The organism is Curtobacterium sp. MCBD17_040 (genome assembly GCF_003234805.2).
Taxonomy (GTDB): domain Bacteria; phylum Actinomycetota; class Actinomycetes; order Actinomycetales; family Microbacteriaceae; genus Curtobacterium.
The window spans coordinates 2,168,459-2,189,168 of the sequence record NZ_CP126273.1 but is presented as its reverse complement, the minus strand read 5'-3'; the positions used below and the strand labels follow the sequence as shown (position 1 = coordinate 2,189,168).

Annotated in this window: 14 protein-coding genes; 9 read left to right on the top strand and 5 right to left on the bottom strand. The window is 72.5% G+C overall.

Annotated elements, in window-relative coordinates; all coding sequences use genetic code 11:
* Positions 1-10: 10 nt before the first annotated feature.
* Both DEI94_RS10245 and DEI94_RS10240 read right to left on the bottom strand, forming a co-directional pair.
* Positions 11-946: an ABC transporter permease gene (locus DEI94_RS10245; RefSeq protein WP_111009546.1), complete on the bottom strand. Its 936-nt coding sequence runs from the start codon at positions 944-946 to the stop codon at positions 11-13.
* A 68-nt stretch (positions 947-1,014) separates the two neighbouring features.
* Positions 1,015-3,573, bottom strand: a complete 2,559-nt coding sequence (locus tag DEI94_RS10240) for a glycosyltransferase (protein ID WP_220035633.1) — start codon at positions 3,571-3,573, stop codon at positions 1,015-1,017.
* Positions 3,574-3,684: 111 nt separating this feature from the next.
* Here DEI94_RS10240 and DEI94_RS10235 point away from each other — a divergent pair, with 111 nt between their 5' ends.
* The 3 genes from DEI94_RS10235 to DEI94_RS10225 all read left to right on the top strand — a co-directional run bounded on the left by DEI94_RS10235 (position 3,685) and on the right by DEI94_RS10225 (position 8,489).
* Complete coding sequence (locus DEI94_RS10235) at positions 3,685-4,707, top strand: glycosyltransferase family 2 protein (RefSeq protein ID WP_111026188.1); 1,023 nt, start codon at positions 3,685-3,687, stop codon at positions 4,705-4,707.
* 147 nt (positions 4,708-4,854) lie between these two features.
* Complete coding sequence (locus DEI94_RS10230; RefSeq protein WP_146249436.1) at positions 4,855-7,014, top strand: hypothetical protein; 2,160 nt, start codon at positions 4,855-4,857, stop codon at positions 7,012-7,014.
* Between the two features lie 149 nt (positions 7,015-7,163).
* Positions 7,164-8,489: a hypothetical protein gene (locus tag DEI94_RS10225; RefSeq protein WP_111026186.1), complete on the top strand. Its 1,326-nt coding sequence runs from the start codon at positions 7,164-7,166 to the stop codon at positions 8,487-8,489.
* Between the two features lie 73 nt (positions 8,490-8,562).
* On the opposite strand, the gene DEI94_RS10220 is transcribed toward DEI94_RS10225, so the two are convergent.
* Positions 8,563-9,858: an O-antigen ligase family protein gene (locus DEI94_RS10220; protein WP_111026185.1), complete on the bottom strand. Its 1,296-nt coding sequence runs from the start codon at positions 9,856-9,858 to the stop codon at positions 8,563-8,565.
* Positions 9,859-9,987: 129 nt separating this feature from the next.
* Between DEI94_RS10220 and DEI94_RS10215 the strand changes: the two genes are divergently transcribed.
* Entirely contained in the window at positions 9,988-10,737 is a 750-nt protein-coding gene (locus DEI94_RS10215) for a polyprenol monophosphomannose synthase (RefSeq protein WP_111026226.1), read from the top strand.
* On the opposite strand, the gene DEI94_RS10210 is transcribed toward DEI94_RS10215, so the two are convergent.
* Together DEI94_RS10210 and DEI94_RS10205 are read right to left on the bottom strand one after the other, a co-directional pair.
* Positions 10,691-12,124: a glycosyltransferase family protein gene (locus DEI94_RS10210; RefSeq protein WP_111026184.1), complete on the bottom strand. Its 1,434-nt coding sequence runs from the start codon at positions 12,122-12,124 to the stop codon at positions 10,691-10,693. The genes DEI94_RS10215 and DEI94_RS10210 overlap by 47 nt on opposite strands.
* A 52-nt stretch (positions 12,125-12,176) precedes the next feature.
* Complete coding sequence (locus DEI94_RS10205) at positions 12,177-13,559, bottom strand: O-antigen ligase family protein (protein ID WP_146249435.1); 1,383 nt, start codon at positions 13,557-13,559, stop codon at positions 12,177-12,179.
* Between the two features lie 68 nt (positions 13,560-13,627).
* Between DEI94_RS10205 and manA the strand changes: the two genes are divergently transcribed.
* From manA to DEI94_RS10180, 5 genes are all read left to right on the top strand, one after another.
* Positions 13,628-14,833, top strand: a complete 1,206-nt coding sequence (gene manA / locus DEI94_RS10200) for a mannose-6-phosphate isomerase, class I (RefSeq protein WP_111026225.1) — start codon at positions 13,628-13,630, stop codon at positions 14,831-14,833.
* A gap of 38 nt (positions 14,834-14,871) precedes the next feature.
* Positions 14,872-15,834 carry a UDP-glucose 4-epimerase GalE gene (gene galE / locus DEI94_RS10195; RefSeq protein ID WP_111026182.1) on the top strand — a complete coding sequence of 321 codons (963 nt, stop codon included), beginning with the start codon at positions 14,872-14,874 and terminating at the stop codon, positions 15,832-15,834.
* A gap of 203 nt (positions 15,835-16,037) precedes the next feature.
* Entirely contained in the window at positions 16,038-16,361 is a 324-nt protein-coding gene (locus tag DEI94_RS10190) for a WhiB family transcriptional regulator (RefSeq protein WP_111009635.1), read from the top strand.
* A 102-nt stretch (positions 16,362-16,463) separates the two neighbouring features.
* Positions 16,464-19,298, top strand: coding sequence for a glycosyltransferase family 2 protein (locus tag DEI94_RS10185; RefSeq protein ID WP_146249142.1), 2,835 nt, complete (start codon positions 16,464-16,466; stop codon positions 19,296-19,298).
* Positions 19,295-20,710: a DUF5719 family protein gene (locus tag DEI94_RS10180; RefSeq protein WP_111026181.1), complete on the top strand. Its 1,416-nt coding sequence runs from the start codon at positions 19,295-19,297 to the stop codon at positions 20,708-20,710. Before DEI94_RS10185 ends, DEI94_RS10180 begins: the two co-directional genes overlap by 4 nt.

Below are 20,710 nucleotides of genomic sequence, written 5' to 3'. Positions count from 1 at the left end.
TCCCGAGGACTCAGATCTCCTGTGCGAAGTTCCCCTGCAGTCGGGCGAACGCCCGCTGGCAGAAGAAGAGCGCGACGAGTCCCACGACACCGGCGATCACCAGGCGGAGGAGCATGTGGTCCGGGTACTGCTCGGGACCGCCGGCGGTCCAGAAGGCGCGGTGGAAGCCGAGGATGGCGAGCGTGACGGGGTTGTTCTCGTAGATCGGCAGGATCCAGCTGATCCCCGCGGCGATCGCCCGGTCGTGCACCATCTGCCACGAGTAGACGATCGGGGACGCCCACATGAAGAGCATCATCAGGACCTCGACCAGGTAGGCCATGTCCCGCAGGTACACGTTGAGTGCCGAGAACAGCAGGCCGATGGCGGTGGCCCAGATCAGGATCACGAGCGTGGCGGGGAAGAAGAACAGGATCCCCTCGTTCATCGGGAAGGACCGGAACGCGGCCGTCGCGATGAGCAGGATCACCATCTGGATCCCGAAGTTGAACAGCGCGCCGCCCACCGCGGAGAGCGGGTAGATCTCGCGCGGGACGTAGACCTTCTTGAGGAGGCCCGCGTTCGCGACGACGGAGCCGGTCGCGCCGGAGACGATCTCGCTGAACAGCCCGTACAGGGTCAGCCCGGCGAACACGTAGATGGCGAACTCGGGGATGGCCCGGGACGAGCCGAGGATCTTGCCGAGGATCAGCCAGTAGATCCCGAGCTGGACGAGCGGCCGGATGAGCGACCAGGCGAACCCGAGTGCACTGTCCTTGTAGCGGGACTTCAGATCGCGGCGGATCAGGAGGTCCAGGAGCTGGCGCTGACCGTGGATCTCGCGCACCGACCCCCAGGTACCCCCGGCGGTCCGGCCCGCGGGCACCAGCTGCTCCGTGCGGAGACGGGCGAACCGGTCGGCGACGGTCCGGTCGGCGACGGTCCGGTCGGCGATGGTCGTGCTCATGTGTACCTCACTCGTCGGACGAACAGGAAACTATACCTCGCGCCGATCCGGCCGGCACCGCCACGCACTCAGCGTCCGTACTTGCTCGCGCGCATCGTCGAGACACGGTTGCGCACCTTGCCCGCGAGTTCCTGGACGCCGCCGTCGGTCAGGTAGTGCCTCGCCAGCATGACGTCGCGACGGAGCCCGTGCCGGCTGTTCGCGATCTCGTGGAACCGCTGCTCGCGCGACTTGCCGATCTGCGGGATGACGACGCCTCCGCCCGTGCGCTCCCGTTCGACAGCGGCGTTCGCGCGGTCGGGAGCCGGGTACGGGTCGTGCGCGAACTCGATGAGCGGCGCGAGCGCCTTCTCCCAGGTGAAGTCCGCACGGACCCGGGCGACCTGTGCTCGGGCCTCGGCGATGGCGGCCTCGTCGTAGAGCATCGCCTCGAGTGCGTCGGCGAGGGCGTCGACGTCACGCTCCGGGACGGAGACGCCCATGCCCTCGGCGGCCACGAGGTCGCCGAAGCTGTCGCCCTCGGTGGTGACGATCGGCAGGTTCGCCCACATGTAGTCGAGGATCCGGGTGCGGAACGAGAACGTCGTCTCGACGTGCGCGAAGTGCGTCGAGACGCCGGCGTCGGCCTCGAGCAGGTAGTTCTGGCGGTCGTCGAGCGCGACCCACTGCTCGTTGAAGAACACGTGCTTGTTCGTCAGCCCGAGCTTCTCGCTGATCTCGCGGGTCTTCGCCACGATGGCCATCTCGGGCACGTCGGGGTTCGGGTGCGCGACACCGAGGAAGAACAGGCGGATGTCGTCGTGGCGCTCGGCGACCTTCGCGACGGCCTCGACCAGGGTCGGGGTGTCGAACCAGTTGTAGATGCCGCCACCCCAGATGACGACCTTGTCGTCCTCGCCGATGCCGGGCACGACACCGCGGATCGCCTTGCGGGTGTGCTGCGGCGGCGTCGAGTCCATGCCGAACGGTGCGATCGCGATGAGGGACTTCAGGTTCTCGTCCTGCGCGTAGGTGTCGGGGTTCACGCGACCCACGGCCGCGAGCTGCCCGATCCAGAACAACCGCTGTCGCTCCGAGGCGCACAGGAAGAAGTCGCCGCGCTGGAGCTGCTCGTTGACGACCTCGGTGGTCACGAGGACCTGGTTCCGCCACGCGGCGTCGCCCATCTCGCGCCCCTGCTCGAGCTGCTCGAGGTGCATCGGGTCGTAGAGGTCGACGACCATGATCTTGTTCGAGGCCTGCAGCGTCAGGAAGTGCCGCAGTGCGAAGCCCTGGAAGAAGATGACGTCGGCCCACTCCTCGTGCACCTTCATCGCGCGCTCGTCCTGCAGACGGACGCGGTGCACCTCGAACTGGTCCGAGGCCCGATTGGCGACGTTCCAGGTGACGAGGCGGACGTCGTTGTGCTCGCTCAGCGCCTCGGCGATCTTCCACGCCCGCATGCCCGGGCCGGCCATCTTCTCGCCGAGCGCGTCGCCCGTGATGATGAGGACGCGCTTGCGCATCATCGGCCGGTTCACCTGGAACGCGTCCTGGATGGCGGTGAAGCCCTCGAGGTAGTAGTCGTTGCCGAACAGCGGGTGGAAGATGTTCCCGAAGAGCCGGAAGACCTCTTTGTCGGTCTTCACCCGACGGGACTGCACCTCGGCCCGGCTCTGCCGGAGCTTCGGCAGGTCGGCCACGAACTGGTCGACCGCGAACAGACCGGCCACGGTGTCCTTCGACACCGGTGTGGTCGGCTCGTGCTCGTCCGGTGCCCCGGTGAAGCGGCGGAGGTCGTACGACTCGCTGTCGAGCTCGCCCTTGGCGACGGCGCGACGGGCGAGGAGGGCGAGGGCCGCGGGGAGGATCGTGCCGAGGCTGGCGTCGTCGAGGTTCTTGTAGAGCATGTGCAGCGCGTTGCGCTCGAGCAGGTACATCTCGCGGTACTCGCCGAAGCTCTTCATCGAGCCGTGGTGCTTGTGGTACACGATCGAGTTCGGCGCGAAGCGGACGCGGTAGCCGTACAGGTTCAGCCGCCACCCGAGGTCGACGTCGTCGTAGAACATGAACAGGTCCTCGTCGAACCCGCCGATCTCGAGGAACAGCGCCCGGCGCACGAAGAGCGCCGACCCCGTGCCGAAGAGGATGTCCTTCTCGCGGTCGAACCGGCCGTCGTCGGGCTCGGTCGTGTGGTTCTTGTAGCCCATGCCGAACCAGGTCAGCCCGGCCTCGACGAAGTCGATCGCCGTGCCGTCCCAGTCGAGGACCTTGCTGGCGACCGCGCCGATGCGGGGGCTCGCGGCGAACGCGGCAAGCCCTTCGCGGATCCACTGGGGGTCCGGCTTGGCGTCGTTGTTGAGGAACGCCACGAACTCGCCGGTCGCCGTGCGGGCGCCGAGGTTGCTGCCGCCGGTGAACCCGAGGTTCTCGTCGGACACGACGAGCTTGACGTTCGCCTGGTCGCCGAGGGCCGCTCGGAGGCGGGTCGCACTGTCGTCGCCGGAGCCGTTCTCGACGACGACGATCTCGAGCTGGCGTGCGGGCCAGTCGACCTCGTTCAACCGCGCGACGCACTCCAGGGTGTCGTCCGTGCCGCGGAAGTTGATGATGACGACGGACACGGTGCCCGTGGTGGTGACGGTCAAGACGGGATCTCCAGATGTCGACGGCGGTCGTGGCGCACTGGCCGTGGCGAGTATAGCCAGCCGCCCGGCGCGGGACCGTGGAGACCGCCGGTGGTGCGGGATGATGGCCGGATGCTCGTCTCGGTCGTCGTCGTCGACTGGCACCGCGCCGACCTGACCGTGCGCGCGGTGGAGTCCGTCCTCGCGCAGCGCAGCGAGCACGACGTCGAGGTGGTGCTCGTCGTCAACGAGGCCCGCGACGCCGACGTCGCCCGCTTCCGTCGCGACCTGCCGCGGGTGGTCGTCGTGCCGATCGACCGGAACAGCGGGTTCGCGGGCGGGGTGACCGCCGGGATCGCGGCCGCACGGGGAACGGTCGTGGCCCTGCTCAACAACGACGCGGTCGCCGACGACGGCTTCCTGGCACACGGCGTGGCCGCGCTCGAGGCGGCCGGACCCCGCACCGCCGCGGTCGCCGCGACCGCCCTGCTCGAGGGCACCTTCCGCCCGGACCCGGACGGCCGCGACCCCGACGACCTCGTCGCGCCCGACGGGGCACGCTGGCGGCGCTCGGAGGGCGGCGTCCACCTCGTCAACGGCACGGGCGTCGTGCTGTCCCGGAGCGGCAACGGCCGCGACCGCGACTGGCTCGCCCCGATCGAGGGGCCGCGTGAGACGATCCCCGTGTTCGGGTTCAGCGGCGGCGCCGCGTTCATCCGTCGCGAGGCGCTCGACCAGGTGGGCGGGTTCGATCCGCACCTCTTCATGTACTACGAGGACGTCGACGTGTCGTGGCGGCTGCGCCTGACAGGGTGGGACATCGGGCACGCGCCGCACGCCGTGGTGGTCCACCGGCACGCGGCGAGCTCGGGCAGCGACTCACCCCTGGTCCGCTACCAGAGCATCCGGAACCGGCTCGCGGTCGTCCTGCGCAACGCGACGGCCGGCACGACGCTGCGGGTGGTGCTCCGGACCACCGTGCGCGCCCTCCTCGACCTCGCGCGCCCCGACCGCGCACAGCTCACGCCCGCGCAGTGGCGGCGTCTCGTCCGGGAGGCCCCGGGCCTGGTCCGCCATGCCCGTCGCGCCCGTCGCGGCGACGGTGCCACCCGTGCGGACCGTCGGCGGGTCGAGGAGCTCCTCGAGGCGGACTGAGCACACCCTCCCGCCGCAGCGGCGTCGGGGAGGTGTGTCGAGCCTCCCGGCCGTTCCGTCGTGCCGCCCGTTCGGGGGACGGATCGGGGGCTGTGTGACTGGAGTGGTTCCCGTAGCCTGAAGTGACCCTGAGGACCTGATGTGGTCATGCGACCTCATCCGATGATCGCCGTGCCCGCGGACCGGACCAGCACCGACGCCACCGGCGAAGAGGAGACCGACGACGTGAACAAGCTCCTGGCGACGGTCATGGCGGTGCTCGCCCTGGCCACCGTGCTCGTCGGGTTCCAGGTCGCACCGCGCTCGCCCGGGGAGGAAGCCGCCCGCGCGCTCAGCGGGTCGTCGTTCCAGGCGGGGAACATCATCTCGGACGCCAACTTCTTCGACGGGGACGCGATGTCCGCGTCGGCGGTCCAGTCGTTCCTCGACGACCAGATCGGCACGTGCAAGTCGACCTCGTGCCTCAACGTGGGCACGTCGTCGCTGAACGCGCACGCCGCCGACCCCATGTGCGGGGCGGTCACCGGCGGATCGGGCCTGAGCGCGGCGACGATCATCACCCGGGTGGCGGTCGCGTGCGGCATCAGCCCCAAGGTGATCCTCGTGACTCTGCAGAAGGAGCAGGGACTCGTGTCGGGCAGCACCGCACAGAAGCCCTCGTCGGGCGTGCTCTCGCGGGCCATGGGCTACGCCTGCCCGGACACGACGAACGGCGCCTGCGACCCGGCGTACTCGGGGGTCGGCAACCAGGTGTACTGGGCCGCCTGGCAGTGGAAGCGGTACGCGAACCCCGCCGGCACGAGCAAGTACTTCACCTGGTACGCACCCGGCAGGACCGCCGCGGTGCAGTACGACGTCCCGACCTCGTGCGGCACCAAGTCGGTGACGATCACCGACCAGGCGACCGCCGACCTCTACTACTACACGCCGTACACGCCGAACGCGGCGGCGCTGGCGAACCTCTACGGCACCGGGGACGCGTGCTCGGCGTACGGCAACCGGAACTTCTGGCGCCTGTACAACGACTGGTTCGGAGAACCGACGGCCGGCGCGGCGTCGCCGGTCGGGTCGTTCGACGGGGCGACCGGCGGGTTCGACGAGCTGAGCGTCCGAGGCTGGGCGATGGACGGCGACGTCGACGACCCGATCCGGGTCCGGGTCACGGTGGACGGTGGCAGCCCCACGACGATGACGGCCGACCAGACGCGCGCGGACGTCGGCAGGGCCTACCCGGGCCGGGGTTCGGACCACGGTTTCTCCGGGACGCTCGCCGCCGCCGCGGGGAGTCACCAGGTGTGCGTGACCGCGGTCGGCGTGGGCAGCGGCCAGACGACGGCGCTCGGGTGCCGGACGCTGACCGTGACGAGCGCGTCCCCGATCGGGGCGGTGGACCAGGCGCAGGCGTCGCCGGGCGGCATCCGCGTCCGCGGGTGGACGCTCGATCCGCAGACGTCGGACTCCATCCGCGTGGCCGTCTACGTCGACCACACGCACACGACCACCCTCGCGTCCGGCGCGCGCTCCGACGTCGGTCGCGCCTCCGGGCTCGGGTCCGCGCACGGGTTCGACGAGACGCTCCCGGCGACCGCCGGCACCCACACCGTGTGCGTCTACGGCATCAACGTCGACGAGGGCTCGAACGCGCTCATCGGGTCGTGCAGCACCGTGCACGTCCCGGGCTCGAGCCCGACGGGGTCGCTCGACGGCGTGACCACCACGACGAACTCGGTCGCGGTCGCGGGCTGGGCCCTCGACGGGGACACCACCGGTCCGGTGGCCGTCACGGTGATCGTCGACGGGAAGGCGCAGCGGGCGACGGCCTCCGCGTCACGCTCGGACGTCGCGCGGCTCTACCCGGTGTACGGGGCCGCACACGGGTTCTCGACCTCGGTGCCGGCCGGCAACGGGTCGCACACGGTCTGCGTGACCGCCGTGAACACGGGCGCCGGATCGGACACCAGCCTCGGCTGTCGGACCGTCTCGGTCGTCAACCAGGCCCCGAGGGGGAGCCTCGACCAGGCCGCGGCGGTGACCGGCGGCGTCCACGTCCGTGGGTGGACGTTCGACCCGGACGCACCGACGACGTCGATCGCGGTCCACGTGTACGTCGACACCCGCGCGACCGCGCTGACCGCGTCGACCAGCCGACCGGACGTCGCCCGCTCCTTCAGCGGGATCGGCACGGCGCACGGGTTCGACGCCACGGTCCCGGCCGCGAAGGGCAGCCACCGGGTGTGCGTCTACGCGATCGACGCGACCGGCGGCAGCAACCCGACGCTCGGCTGCAGCACCGTCACCGTCCGCTGACCGCGGCGTGCGCGGGTGCGGCCGCGGGAGACCGGCCCGCCCCGCGCGGGTGAGGCCGCGGACACGCTCGCCCCACGCGGGTGAGGCCGCCGGACACGCTCGCCGTGCCGTGGCGACGGAGCGGGTGAGCGGTCTGGCATGATCGTGCGGTGTTCAGGAACCGGACGGTCCACCCTGTCGTCGTCGCGATCGGCGCCGTGGCGCTGTGGGCGGTCGGCACGCTCGTCGCCTGGTTCCGGCTCACTCCCGAGAGCCGGGGGACCCTCTGGGCCGAGGACGGCCGCTTCTTCCTGCAGGACCTGTTCACCCACGGCACCGTCGGGTCGCTCCTCGTGCCCTACCAGGGGTACCTGCACGTCGTCCCGCGTGCCGTGATCGCCCTCGCGGAGCACGTGGCATCACCCGGCCGCTTCGCCGAGGTCGACACGGCCCTCTGCTGTGCCATCGCCGCGGCCGCGGGCGCGGGCGTGTTCGTCCTGTCCGGCGCCGTCGTCCGGTCCTGGGTGGCTCGGGTGCTCCTCGGTCTCGTGCCCGTGCTGCTCCCGCTGGCCCCGATCGAGATCTCCGGCAACGCCGCCAACATCCACTCGTACCTCCTGTTCCTCGCCCCGTGGGTGTTCGGGGTCGTCGTCCGGTCGTGGTGGCACTCCGGGGTGCTGGCGGTCGTCGCGCTGCTCATCGGTCTCTCGGAGATCCAGTCGATCGCGTTCCTGCCCGTGCTCCTCGTCGGGATCCGCTCACGTCGCAAGTGGCCCGTCGTCGCCGGTGCCGTCATCGGCACCGGTGCACAGGTCCTGACGACGCTGTCCAACGCGCGGACCGCCTCGGAGCACGTGCCCGTCTCGGTGGCCGACATGGTCGTCGGCTACCTCCTCGAGGTCGTCGGCGGCGCCGCGACGTGGAACATCGCGGACGTCGGGACGGAGGCGGCGATCCACGGGTTCGTGGTCCTCGTCGTGCCGGCGCTGCTCGTCCTCGCCCTGCTCGTGCTCGGCGTGGTGCTCGGCGGCTGGTGGCAGCGCGGCGCGATCGTCGTGCTGCTGTACGGCTCGCTCCTCGTCTGGGCGGGGTCGGTGTACCTCAACGCCAACACGGTGTACGAGTACGCGGAGTACACGACCGCGCAGCTGCGGACCGTCTGGACGATCCGCTACGGTGCGCCGAGTTCGATGTTCCTGCTCGCCGCGGTCCTCGTCGCCGCCGACGTCCTCGCGGCCCGCGCGGTCGCGGCACGGCGTCGGGTGTTGCGGGTCGGCCTCCTCGCCGTGGCCGGAGTCGTCGCCGCCGGGGTGGCCGTGGCGTTCGCCCTGAACGCGCCCGTCGACGGCCAGAAGCGCGAGGCCGGGCCGCTGTGGTCGGACCAGGTGACGGCGTGGACCGCGGAGTGCGACGTCCGACCCGCGCAGCCGGCACGACTCCTCGAGGCTCCGACCGGGTGGGTGGCGGCAGTGCCGTGCACCTGGCTGGAGCACTAGCCGACGACGGGTGCACCCACGGCGCGTGCACCCACGCACCGGCGGACGCCGCGGGGGCACCGGTGCACGGGCTTCAGGGGCGCCGGAGGCGTGAGCGCCAGGACCGGCGTCGCGCGGTGATCACGAGCACGGTGACGAACATCATCAACCCCGCGCCGTGGAGCAGGTAGCTCTCGGCCGCACTCGTCACGCCGATGAGGACGAGCACGACGGCGGGCCACACGTAGGCGACCCCGGGGAACGTCGTGGCGGTGACCCAGGCACGCGCGAACGCCAGTCCGGCGGTCGCGACGAGGACGAGCATGCCCGCGAGCCCGATCTGGAACCAGGCGTCGACGAGGGCGTTGAGGCCGGAACCGAACGGGCGACCCGACTCGGTCAGCAGCGTGTCGAACGGGAACACGTCGGTCGGCCAGGTGCCCACCCAGCCCCAGCCCTGGATCGGGTACGCCTCGATGAGGATCCGGATCCGCGACCAGAGGGCGATGCGGGTGGCGGTGCCCTCGGCCGCTCCGATCCCGCGGAGCAACGGGTGACGCAGCGCGATCCCCGTGACGACGGCGGCGAGGAGGAGCACACCGAGCGCCGCGTTGATGCCGGGACGGCGGGGGAGCGGTGCCCGGCGGAGCGCGACGATCGCGAGCGCCGCCACCGCGAGTGCGATCATGGCGATGCCCGTGATCGGGGACTGGACGAGCATGAGCGTGATGAGGGCGAGCGCGGCCGACGCGATGCCCCGCCACCGGGTGACGCTGTGCGTGAGGATCTCCATGACGAACGTCACGAGCGCCATGCCCGCGATGAACCCCATGAAGTTCCGGGTGCCGCCGACGCCCTGGATCGGGCCGCCGTAGGCGATGTCGCCGGTGATCCCGAGCGCCGGGATCGGGACGTCGAGCACGAGGCCGCTCAGGACCTCGAGCCCGAGTGACGTCACGACGAGGATCCGGAGCGCGTCGCCCGAGGCGCGCACCACCTGCACGAGGTCGCGTCCGAGCGCCAGGTACAGCCCGAGGGACACGAACCCGATCGTGGACGCGAACCCGCGCAGGGACGACCAGGAGTACGTGCTCCACAGGACGCTGAGCGCCATGTACCCGACGAGGCCGAGCAGGCTCAACGGGAGCACGCCGTGCCAGTCGATCCGGTAGCGCTGCCCGAGCAGGCTGAGACCGGCCAGGACCACCAGGGACACGAGGACCGCACCGGTGCCGGCCGCGCCGACGAGCACGTGGACGGTCGGGGACCCGAACGCGAACACCACGATCACGGTCGCGAGCGCCTGCGAGAACCGGCCGCCGGCGGAGAACCCGATCCACGCGGACACGTACCGGCGCGCCAGGACACGGCGTCCGGGTGCTGAGCTCACGGACCAATCATCTCGTACCCGGAGCGCCGCGGCCCGGACCACGCGGCACGGCGGCCGTTCCCGGGCGCGTGACCGAGCATGGGATACGCTCGACCGTCCACGCTCGCGTCCGAGGAGTCCGTCCGCACCATGCCGTCGTCCGTCCGTCCGCTCGTCATCGTCCCCACCTACGACGAAGCGGAGAACATCACCGCCGTGACGGAACGGGTCCTCGGGGTGGTGCCCGAGGCACACCTGCTCGTCGTCGACGACGGCAGCCCCGACGGCACCGCGGACATCGTGGCCGCCATCGCGGCGGGGGACGATCGCGTGCACCTGATGCGCCGCAGCGGCAAGCTCGGCCTGGGCACCGCCTACGTCGCGGGGTTCCGATGGGGGATCGAGCGTGGGTACGACCTGCTCGTCGAGATGGACGCGGACGGGTCGCACCCGGCGTCCGCGCTCCCGGACCTCGTCCGTGCGGTCGCCGACGCACCCGCCGCCGCCCGCGTCGACCTGGCGATCGGGTCGCGCTGGGTCACGGGGGGATCGGTGGTCGACTGGCCGCGGTCGCGGGAGATCCTGAGCCGCGGCGGGAACTGGTACGCGCGGTGGATGCTGCGGCTCGACGTCCACGACATCACCGCCGGCTTCCGCGTGTACCGCGCCGACGCGATCTCGCAGATGGACCTCGACACCATCGACTCGAAGGGCTACTGCTTCCAGGTCGACATGACGTTACGGGTGCACGACGCGGGAGGCCGCATCGTCGAGCGCCCCATCGAGTTCCGCGACCGCGTGCTCGGCACCTCGAAGATGAGCCGGGCGATCGTGCTCGAGGCGATGGCGCGGGTCACGCAGTGGGGACTGCAGCGCCGGTTCGGGCGTCGGCGCCGCTGAGCTCCGCGTGGGCGCCGCCGTCCCCGGTGTCCGCCCCTCGGTCCGTCCAGCCGCGCTCCGGCAGCGCTGGGTCCGCCGTGCCCCGCAAGCGCGCCGTCGGTGACGCCAGGAACGCGACGACCATGCAGACGAGCAGCACCGCCCGTCCCCAGACGCCGAGTGCGAGCGCCTGGTCGGCCCACGTGGTCCCGGCCGGATGCCCGAGCGTCAGGTAGTACAGCCACCGGAACCACCCGACGAACGCGCACAGGTCGGCCACGAGGTAGGCGGCGATCCAACCGACGCGGATCCGCACCGTGACGAAGAAGGGCAGCAGCCAGAGCGTGTACTGCAGCGAGTCCACCTTGTTGAACGCCATGTACACGCACAGCAGCGCCGCGCTCGTCTGCAGCCAGGGGTAGGGCCGACCGCCGCGTGCGAGCAGCAGGCTCACGACCACGACGACGACGATGCCGACGGCGGTCGCGGCGGTCGACGCCGCGCTCATGAGGTGCTGGATGTGCTCGGTGCCGTCGTCGGACCACGGGCGGAGCCCCCAGTACCAGATCGACAGCGTCGCGCGATCGATGTTGCGGGCGGCCTGGAACCGGAAGACCGAGAACCACCCGGTGAAGTTGACGACCGCGAGCGGGACGTTGACGACCGCGACGACCCCCACCGCGACGCCGATGGGCGCGAGGGCCCGGAGGAGACGCCGACCGATCGTCCGACGGCGTCCGTCGGTGAGCACCGCGAGGGCCAGGGGGAGCACGAACATGATCGGGTAGAGCTTGAGCGCGCCGCCGACGCCGAACGCGGCGGCCGCGAGGAGCACGCGGGTGGTGGGCGACCAGCGCCGCGGGCCCGCGACGACGAGCGCGATCCCGAGCGCGGTCATCAGCACGGGTAAGACGTCCCAGTTGTACAGGGCGTAGAGCGCGAGCGGCGGCGTCGCTGCCCAGGCCCAGGCCCGCCGACCGGCGACACGCACCAGGAGGAGCGTCACGAGCACGCCGACGACCGCGAACACGCAGGTGGTGACGAGCAGGAACCCGACGTCGGTGGACACCGGGAGTGCGGTGAGCCAGACGAACAGGCCCGTCAGTGCCGGGTACTCGACCGTGCCGCCGTGGACGGCCGGCGGGTCGGCCGTGTACGTCCCGTGCACGTAGGGCACGAGGTGCGCGATGAGCCCCCGGCTGCCCCAGAGCGACAGCACGTCCGAGTAGCAGGCCTTGCGGACGACGTCCTGGTACGGGTCGGTGCTCGCGCCGTTCGAGGCGAAGACGCCCTTGGAGCAGGTGAGCTTGTCCGCGGCGCTCAGGACCGTGAGGAGCACGGTGGCGAGCACCATGCCGACGACCTCGAGCGGGTGCGGACGGGAGCGCAGGACGGCCGGCGCGGTCATGGGGTCCTCTCGGACGGGGGCGGGGTCGGCGTCAACCGTAGCCGGTCGCGGGTCAGCGGCCGGCCGCGGCACGACGGAAGGACCGGCTGCGGACCGGCACACGCGGTCCGTCCCCGATCGACGGCGGTTCGTCGCCGACGGCGACGATCCGGGTCTTCACCGCGACGAGCACGAAGAGGATGAAGTCGCCCTCGTAGAGGAGCCGGGACTCCGTGACGCTCTGCACGAGGAGCGCCACCACGACGAGCAGGGCGAGCAGCGAGACCGGCGCGAACGCCCGCGGGCGGTGGTCGGCGTCGTAGCTGAACGCCGTGGCGCTCGCCCACGACCGCGCGAGCGTCGTGAGGACGGCGAGGCCGAACAGGACCACCCCGACGACGCCGGTCTGCATCCAGACGTCGAGGAACGCGTCGTGCGCCTGCAGGTACGTGACGCCGTTGCGCACGGCGAGGTGGTTCAGCGGCTCGATGGCGGGCCACCAGTACCCGAGCCACCCCCACCCGAGCACGGGGTGCTGCTCGACGAGGCCCCACACCGCCCGCCAGATCTCCCCGCGTCCGGTCAGGTCCGGGCTCTTGCCCGCCAGCGCGAGCACCGGCCGCCAGAGCAGCGCCACGAGGCCGGCGAGCACGACCGCGATCGCGAGCCCGGCGAGGTACCGCGGGGTCCGTCGTCCGGTGGGCACGCGACGGATCACGAGCGCACCGGCGAGCACGAGCGCGGTCACGGCCGCGGCGGCCACCACCGTGGAGGAGCGGGTGAGCAGGAACACCACCGCGGCCACGGAGAGCCAGCCGGTCGCGCGCACGCGCCGCATGCGCCCCTCGGCGAGCTGCACGCCGACCGCGATCGCGGCAAGCAACGCCACCATGGCCAGGAGGTTCGCGTTGCCCGGGAGGCCCTGGATGCGTCCGCCGGTGAACAGTTCCGCCCGCGAGAACGCGAACGCGGCCGGCACGTGCCGGCCACCGTAGTGCGTCCACACCGGGTAGACGGGGTGGCGGACGAGGACCGCGACGACCGCCTCGAACACGAGGGACAGGGCGAGGACCCAGCGGACTGCGAGGCTCAGCGCGTCGAGGATCCGCCGCCAGCTCAGGGTCGAGGCGATGACGACCGCCATGAGGGCGCAGAGGAGCTGCGCGGCGATGCTCGCGGTCGTCGCGACCCGCCAGTGCGACCACGCGACGCTCACGAGGCACCACGCGATGTACACCCACAGGGCGTTCGGCGTGCGCCGGAACGACGGCCGAGCCCGGATCGCGATCGCGACCCCCCAGGCACCCGCGCCGGCGCAGACGACCGCCCATCCGATCCAGCTGATGGTGTTCGGGATGCCGTCGCCGGTGAAGACGATGAAGAGCACGGTGGCGGCGAAGCCGAACGCCTCACGCTCCGGGACGCGTCCGCGGGTCCACGGCCAGGTGTTCGTCACGACGACGAGGCTACCGGGCCGCGGGCCCGGGACCACTGCCGTCGGCCCCTGCCGATATGGTCGGAGCCATGTTCCTCGGCATCACGAACACCCCGCGCGACTACGCCTGGGGCTCCCGCACCGCGATCCCCGAACTCCTCGGCCGCACCGTCACCGGTCAGCCGCAGGCCGAACTCTGGCTCGGAGCGCACCCGGGCAGCCCGAGCGTCGTGGTGAACCCGGCGATGGTCGGTGGTGCGGACACCCTCGCCGACTGGATCCGCGAGGAACCGGACGCTGCGCTCGGTGGCGGGGCCGAGGGCCTCCCGTTCCTGCTCAAGGTGCTCGCCGCCGCGGCACCGCTGTCACTGCAGGCGCACCCCACGCCCGAGCAGGCCCGCGACGGGTTCGCGCGCGAGGAGGCGGCGGGGATCCCCGTCGACGCCGCGGAGCGCAACTACAAGGACCCGTACCCGAAGCCCGAGCTCGTCGTCGCGCTGAGCGAGCGGTTCGAGGCCCTGAGCGGGTTCCGCCCGGTGGACGAGGCGCTCGCCGACATCGTCCGCATCGACGGCGGGACCGGTCGCACGGCGCCGCTCGCCGACCGGCTGCGCGACCAGGGCCTCGAGGAGACCGTCCGCTGGCTCGTCACCGCGGACGACGACGCGCGCTCCCTCGTGCGTGTGCTCGGGGAGCTCGCGACCGCCGTCGAGGACCCGACGCCGAACACCGCGACCGTCGTCGACCTCGCCGCGTCGTACCCGGACGACCCGGGCGTCGCGGTCGCCCTGCTCGTGCACCGGGTCTCGCTCGCCCGGGGCGAGGCCCTCTACCTGCCGGCGGGCAACATCCACGCCTACCTCGAGGGCCTCGGCATCGAGCTCATGGCGCCGTCGGACAACGTCCTGCGCGGTGGTCTGACGCCGAAGCACGTCGACGTGCCGGAGTTGCTGCACGTGCTCGACTTCACGCCGGGGCCGCCGCCGCTGCTCACGCCCGAGCCTGTCGCGCCGGGTGTGGACCGGTTCGCACCCGCGGGCGTCGGGTTCGCACTCGTCCGCGTGTCGAGCGCCGGTGCCACGGCAGGGCTGGGCACCGGCGGGGTCGTGCCGCTCGGCGGACCGTCCATCGCGATCTGCACCGAGGGCGCCGCGACCCTCGTCGGAGCACGGTCGGCGACCATGCTGCGCCGGGGGGAGTCCTGCTACGTCACGCCCGACGAGGGCACGGTCACCGTCGAGACCGACGCCGCGGGGGGCGGCACCGCCACCGTCTTCATCGCCACCCCCGCCTGAGCCGCGGTCGGGGCGCGCCGTCCCGGTACGGTAGCGCCATGAGTTGGTTGGTCACCGGCGGTGCCGGGTACATCGGTTCCCACGTCGTACGCGCCCTGCGGGCCGCGGGGCTCGAGACGGTCGCCCTCGACGACCTCTCCAGCGGGTTCGCGTCGTTCGTCCCCGAGGACGTCCCGTTCGTCCAGGGCACGATCCTCGACGGCGACCTCGTGCGGCACGCCATCGACGAGCACGGTGTCACCGGTGTCGTGCACGTCGCGGGGTTCAAGTACGCGGGCGTCTCGGTCGAGCGTCCCCTCCACACGTACGAGCAGAACGTCACCGGCATGGCGACGCTGCTCAGTGCGATGGCGGACCGCGGTGTCGACCGGGTCGTGTTCTCGTCGAGCGCGGCGGTGTACGGCACCCCCGACGTCGACGTCGTCGTCGAGGACACCCCGAAGGCGCCGGAGTCCCCGTACGGCGAGTCGAAGCTCATCGGCGAGTGGCTGCTCCACGACATGGAGGTCGCGGCCGGGTTCCGCACGACGAGCCTGCGGTACTTCAACGTCGTCGGTTCCGGTGGACCCGATCTGTACGACGCGAGCCCCCACAACCTGTTCCCGCTCGTGTTCGACGCGCTGCTGGCCGGACGGACGCCGCGGATCAACGGCGACGACTACCCGACGCCCGACGGCACGTGCGTCCGCGACTACATCCACGTCGCGGACCTCGCCCACTCGCACGCGGTGGCCGCCCAGCGCCTCGACGCGGGGGACCGGCTCGAGCGTGCGTACAACCTCGGCAGCGGTGACGGTGTGTCCGTGCGCGAGATCATGACGGCCATGGCCAGGGGCACCGGGATCGACTTCGAGCCCACCGTCGCGCCCCGCCGTCCGGGTGACCCGGCACGCATCGTCGCGACCGGCGAACTCGCCGCGCGCGACCTCGACTGGGCCATGCGCCACTCGCTCGACGAGATGGTGACGAGCGCCTGGGAGGCCCGCCGAAACGCCTCCTGACCGCCGTCCGGCGGCCCCGTACACCACGGACGACGCGCCGCGCGACACGCCAGAACGGGGGACATGACCTTCGATACGAGGTCGATGGTTTTATGATCCGCCGACTTGACCTCAGCGAATCACACCTGTGTAATTAGTGCTGCGGCGCTCGCCGCGACCGTGGCCAACACGACCGTTCAGCGGTGGAGCAAGGGGTGATCAGGGTGAACGCTTCCGACTTCCGGTCCGGCGTCCCGGACGACTGGCACGTCGACCCCGTCGACCTCGGCGTCCCCGGGGTCCGTCGTGCCGGCGAGGACCAGGGGGACAACCCGCTCGCCTGGCAGGTCGACTCGCTGTGCGCGCAGACCGACCCCGAGGCGTTCTTCCCGGAGAAGGGCGGCTCGACGCGCGAGGCCAAGAAGATCTGCACCTCGTGCGAGGTCCGCTCCCAGTGCCTCGAGTACGCGCTCGAGAACGACGAGCGGTTCGGCATCTGGGGCGGCATGAGCGAGCGCGAACGACGGAAGCTGCGCAAGCGCGCGTAGTCCGGTCGTCGGCACCGGATCCGCTTCGGCGGGAGCGGTCTCCGAAACGCGCGCCGCGCCTCCCGGGAGCCGCTCCGGACCGGACGTAGAGTGACCGGCGTCATGCAGCCCAGAGTCACCGCGATCCTCGTCTGCGCCAACGGCGCGGAGTTCCTCGACAGGACCCTGGACGCGCTCGCCGCCCAGACCCGCCCCCCGGAAGCCCTCGTCGTCGTCGACGTGGGGTCCACCGACGGCTCGACCGACGAGCTCTCGTTCGGCGGGTCCGCGCAGCTCGCACGGATCCCGGCCGGTCGGCCGTTCGGGGAGGCGGTGGCCCAGGGGGAGCGCGTCGCACCGCACGCCGCACCCGACGAGTCCGTCGACGAGTGGCTGTGGCTCATCGGGCACGACAACGCCCCCGCGCCGACCGCGCTCGCCGAGCTCCTCGCCGCGGTCGAGATCGCGCCGTCCGTCGCGGTCGCCGGGCCGAAGGTCATGGTCGCGCAGGAGCCCACGCGCATCCGGGAGTTCGGCGAGAGCATGACCCGCTTCGGACGGTCGACGGTCCTCGTCGCCGACGAGCTCGACCAGGGACAGCACGACGCGCACGCGGACGTGCTCGGCGTCGGTGTCGCCGGGATGCTCGTCCGCCGTTCCGTCTGGACCGCGCTCGGCGGCTTCGACCCGGGACTGCCGCACGTCGACGCCGCGCTCGACTTCTGCGTCCGGGCGCGGCTCGCCGGCCACCGCGTCAGCGTCGTGCCCGAGGCCCGGGTGACGAGCGCCGGCGGCCCCGAGGACTTCGGACGACGGTCGGTGTCCGAGACCCGTCGCCTCCGTTTCCGGCGGCAGGCCCAGCTGCACCGGCGTCTCGTGTACGCACCGGCCGCGGTCCTCTGGCTCCACTGGCTGTCGCTCGTGCCGCTCGCGATCCTCCGGAGCGTCGGACGCCTCGTCGCGAAGCACCCCGGTGCCGTCGGTGCCGAGATCGGTGCCGCCGTCGCCGTGGCCTTCGGCGGTGGCGTGGGACGGGCACGTCGGACCCTCGCGCGGAACCGCCGGGTCGGCTGGGCCGCCGTCGAGCCGCTCCGCGTGAGTCTGGGCCGCGTCCGGGAGCACCGGGTCACCGCGCGCGACCTCGAGCTCGCCCGGGTCGAGGACGCCGCCGTGCCCCGCGCGTCGTTCCTCGGCGACGGCGGCTTGTGGACCGTCCTCGCCGCCGCGGTCGTCACGGCGGTGCTGCTCGGCCCGCTGCTCGGGGCACCCGCGCTGACGGGTGGGGGGCTGCTGCCGCTCAGCACGACGGTCGGTCGGCTCTGGCAGAACGTCGGGTACGGATGGCACACGATCGGGACCGGGTTCACGGGGCCGAGTGACCCGTTCGCGGCGGTGCTCGCGGTGCTCGGCACGCTCACGTTCTGGTCACCGTCCACGTCGATCGTGCTCGTCATGCTGCTCGCGGTGCCGTTGTCGGCCCTCGGCGGGTGGTTCGCGTCGCGCCGGCTCACGACGCGGGTCTGGGTGCCGGTCGTCGGTGCGACGCTGTACGCGCTCTCGCCGTCGCTCGTGACGGCCGTGATGAGCGGGCACGTCGGCGCCGTGATCGCGCACGTGCTCCTGCCGTGGCTGCTCCTCACCCTCCTCGGCGCCCATCGGTCCTGGGCGTCGTCGGCGGGCGCCGCGCTGCTGTTCGCAGCCGTGCTCGCGAGCGCCCCGTCGCTCATCCCGGTGCTCGTGCTGACGTGGCTGGCGTCCCTCGCCTTCGGCTGGCGGCACCTCCTCCGGCGCATCGCGATCCCGCTGCCCGCGGTCGTGCTGTTCGCCCCCCTCGTGATCACGCAGCTCCGCGCGGGCACGCCGCTCGGCGTCCTCGCCGACCCCGGCGTGCCCGACGCCACCCGGGCGCCGTCGGCGCTCCAGCTGGCGATCGGGTCCCCGCTCCCGGACTGGAACGGGTGGACGACGGCGTCGCACGCCGCCGGGTTCGCCACCACGGTCCTCCCGATCGCGCTCGCGGTGCTCGCGCTCCCGGTCGGCGCGACCGCCATCGGTGCGCTGCTCGGCCGACGCTGGCACCTCGCCGCGGTCGCGCTCGGGTTCGCGCTCGTCGGGTACCTCACGGCCTTCGGCGCCACGCACCTCGCGCTGTCCGGCGTCGGGTCCACCACGACCATCGTGTGGCCCGGCAGCGGTCTCAGCGTGTCCTGGTTCGCGCTCGTCGTGGCCGCGGTGGTCGGGCTCGACACGCTGCCGCGACTCGCGCCCGGTCTGGGACTCGTCGCCGCGGTGCTCACGGGCGTGACGGTCGCGCCGGTGTTCGCGGGTCTGTACCTCGGCACGGCGGCGATCAGCCCGACCACGGGGCGCGTGATCAGTGCCTACGTCAACGCGGAGGCACGGACGAACCCCGACGTCGGCACGCTCGTCCTGACCCCGCAGCGCGACGGCACGCTCGGGGTGTCCCTGGAGCGCGGGCAGGGGGCGACGCTCGACGACCAGTCGACGGTCCAGGCCACCGCCCACCGCCTCAGTCCGGACGACCGGCGCCTGACGACGCTCGCGGCGAACCTCGCCAGTCGGAGCGGCTTCGACCCGCGCGAGGACCTCCGCCGGCTCGGCGTGCGGTTCGTCCTGCTCGCGGACGGACCCGACTCCCGGGCCGCCGAGGCACTGCACGACCGCGCCGCCGGTTCCATCGGCCAGGACGCCCGGTTCACGAGCATCGGCGCGACCGGCACCGGCGTCCTGTGGAGCTACGACGGCCGCGTCGACCGGCCCGCCACGGGCACCGCCGCGGCGTCCGCCGCCCACGCGCTGTTCCTCGTCGTCCTCGGCGTCGTGTTCGGCGCCACCGCACTCCTCGCGATCCCCACGGGGCCGCGTCGACGGCGGGCGGTGTCGCACGTGATCGAGGCCGACGAACCCGCGACCACCTTCGACGAGGAGCGCGAATGACCCAGCAGCCCACGAACGGTCAGCGGAACGGACGGCGATGGGCGGTCCGGGGGAGCGCCGCGCTCGTCGCCGTGCTCGTCGCCGCGGGCACCATCGGCGCCGCGCACGCCGCGGACCTCACCGGCATCACGGCGCGACCCGCCGGGCGGACCGTGACCCCCGTCCCCGCGGACGCCTCCCGGGTGTGCGCGGGCGGCCTCCTCCAGCTGGCCGACGCGTCCGGTGCGGACGCGACCACGGCCTCCCGGGTCGGCCACGAGACCGTCGCCGCGGCGTCGACCACGGGACAGGTGCACCGGTCGACCCTGGCCGCCGCGAGCAGCGGTGGCTCGGACCCGACCGTCGTCACGGCACGCGCCGGGCGCACCACCCCGACCGTCGCCGGGAGCGGCATCCAGGAGGCCGACGGTGACGAGGTCGCGGGCCTCGCCGCCGCCTCGTGCGTCGACCCGTCGACGTCGAGCTGGCTCGTCGGCGGCTCCACCGAGACCGGTCGGACGAGCATCGTCACCCTGGCGAACCCCACCGACGTCAACGCGACCGTGGACCTCGACGTCTTCACGACGACGGGCAAGGTGTCGGCGCCCGGCACCACCGGCATCGTCGTCGCACCGAACACGCAGAAGGTCGTGCCGCTGGCGGGGTTCGTCTCCGACGCGGCGTCGCCGGTCGTGCACGTGACGTCCTCCGGCGGTCAGATCGTCGCCACCATGCAGGAGAGCATCGTGCGGACCCTCACCCCGGGTGGGGCCGACGTCGTGCAGGCGGCGGCGACACCGTCCCGGACGCAGACGATCCCCGGGGTCGTGCTCCGCGACACGGACGGCGCGCAGCACGGCGACGACACCGCCGACGCAGCACCGGTGGTCCGCGTGTTCGTGCCGGGTGACGCGAGTGCGCACCTGACCATGGCCCTGACGACCGCGGACGGCGGTGGGACCACGGTCCAGGCCACGGCGGACGGCGGCGTCGTGACGGACGTGCCCCTCGACGACTTCGCCGACGGACGGTACACGGTGACGGTCACCGCGGACGTGCCGATCGTCGCCGGGGCCCGGACGAGCACGCCGACGACCGACGGCCGGACCGACCTCGGGTGGTTCGCGTCCGCGCCGACGCTCACGGGCACCACCCTCGTCGACGTCGTCGACGGTCCCGGCGCCCGACTCACGCTCGTCAACCCCACGACCTCCGACGCCACGGTGACCATGGCGGCGGGCGGGGAGCGCACGACCGTCACGGTCGCCGCGGGGACGACGGCGGACACGACGGTGCCGACGAGCACCGCGCTCACGCTCCGCGGTGTCCGTGGGCTGGTCGCGGGAGTGTCCTACGCGGGCGACGCCGGGATCGCCGGGTTCCCGCTGCGCCCGGGTGCCACCGCGTCGACGCCGATCACCGTCTACCCCTGA

Coding starts and splice junctions, on each gene's coding strand:
- DEI94_RS10245 (WP_111009546.1), bottom strand. CDS start 946: ATGAGCACGACCATCGCCGACCGGACCGTCGCCGACCGGACCGTCGCC.
- DEI94_RS10235 (WP_111026188.1), top strand. CDS start 3,685: ATGCTCGTCTCGGTCGTCGTCGTCGACTGGCACCGCGCCGACCTGACC.
- DEI94_RS10230 (WP_146249436.1), top strand. CDS start 4,855: ATGCGACCTCATCCGATGATCGCCGTGCCCGCGGACCGGACCAGCACC.
- DEI94_RS10215 (WP_111026226.1), top strand. CDS start 9,988: ATGCCGTCGTCCGTCCGTCCGCTCGTCATCGTCCCCACCTACGACGAA.
- DEI94_RS10210 (WP_111026184.1), bottom strand. CDS start 12,124: ATGACCGCGCCGGCCGTCCTGCGCTCCCGTCCGCACCCGCTCGAGGTC.
- manA (WP_111026225.1), top strand. CDS start 13,628: ATGTTCCTCGGCATCACGAACACCCCGCGCGACTACGCCTGGGGCTCC.
- galE (WP_111026182.1), top strand. CDS start 14,872: ATGAGTTGGTTGGTCACCGGCGGTGCCGGGTACATCGGTTCCCACGTC.
- DEI94_RS10185 (WP_146249142.1), top strand. CDS start 16,464: ATGCAGCCCAGAGTCACCGCGATCCTCGTCTGCGCCAACGGCGCGGAG.
- DEI94_RS10180 (WP_111026181.1), top strand. CDS start 19,295: ATGACCCAGCAGCCCACGAACGGTCAGCGGAACGGACGGCGATGGGCG.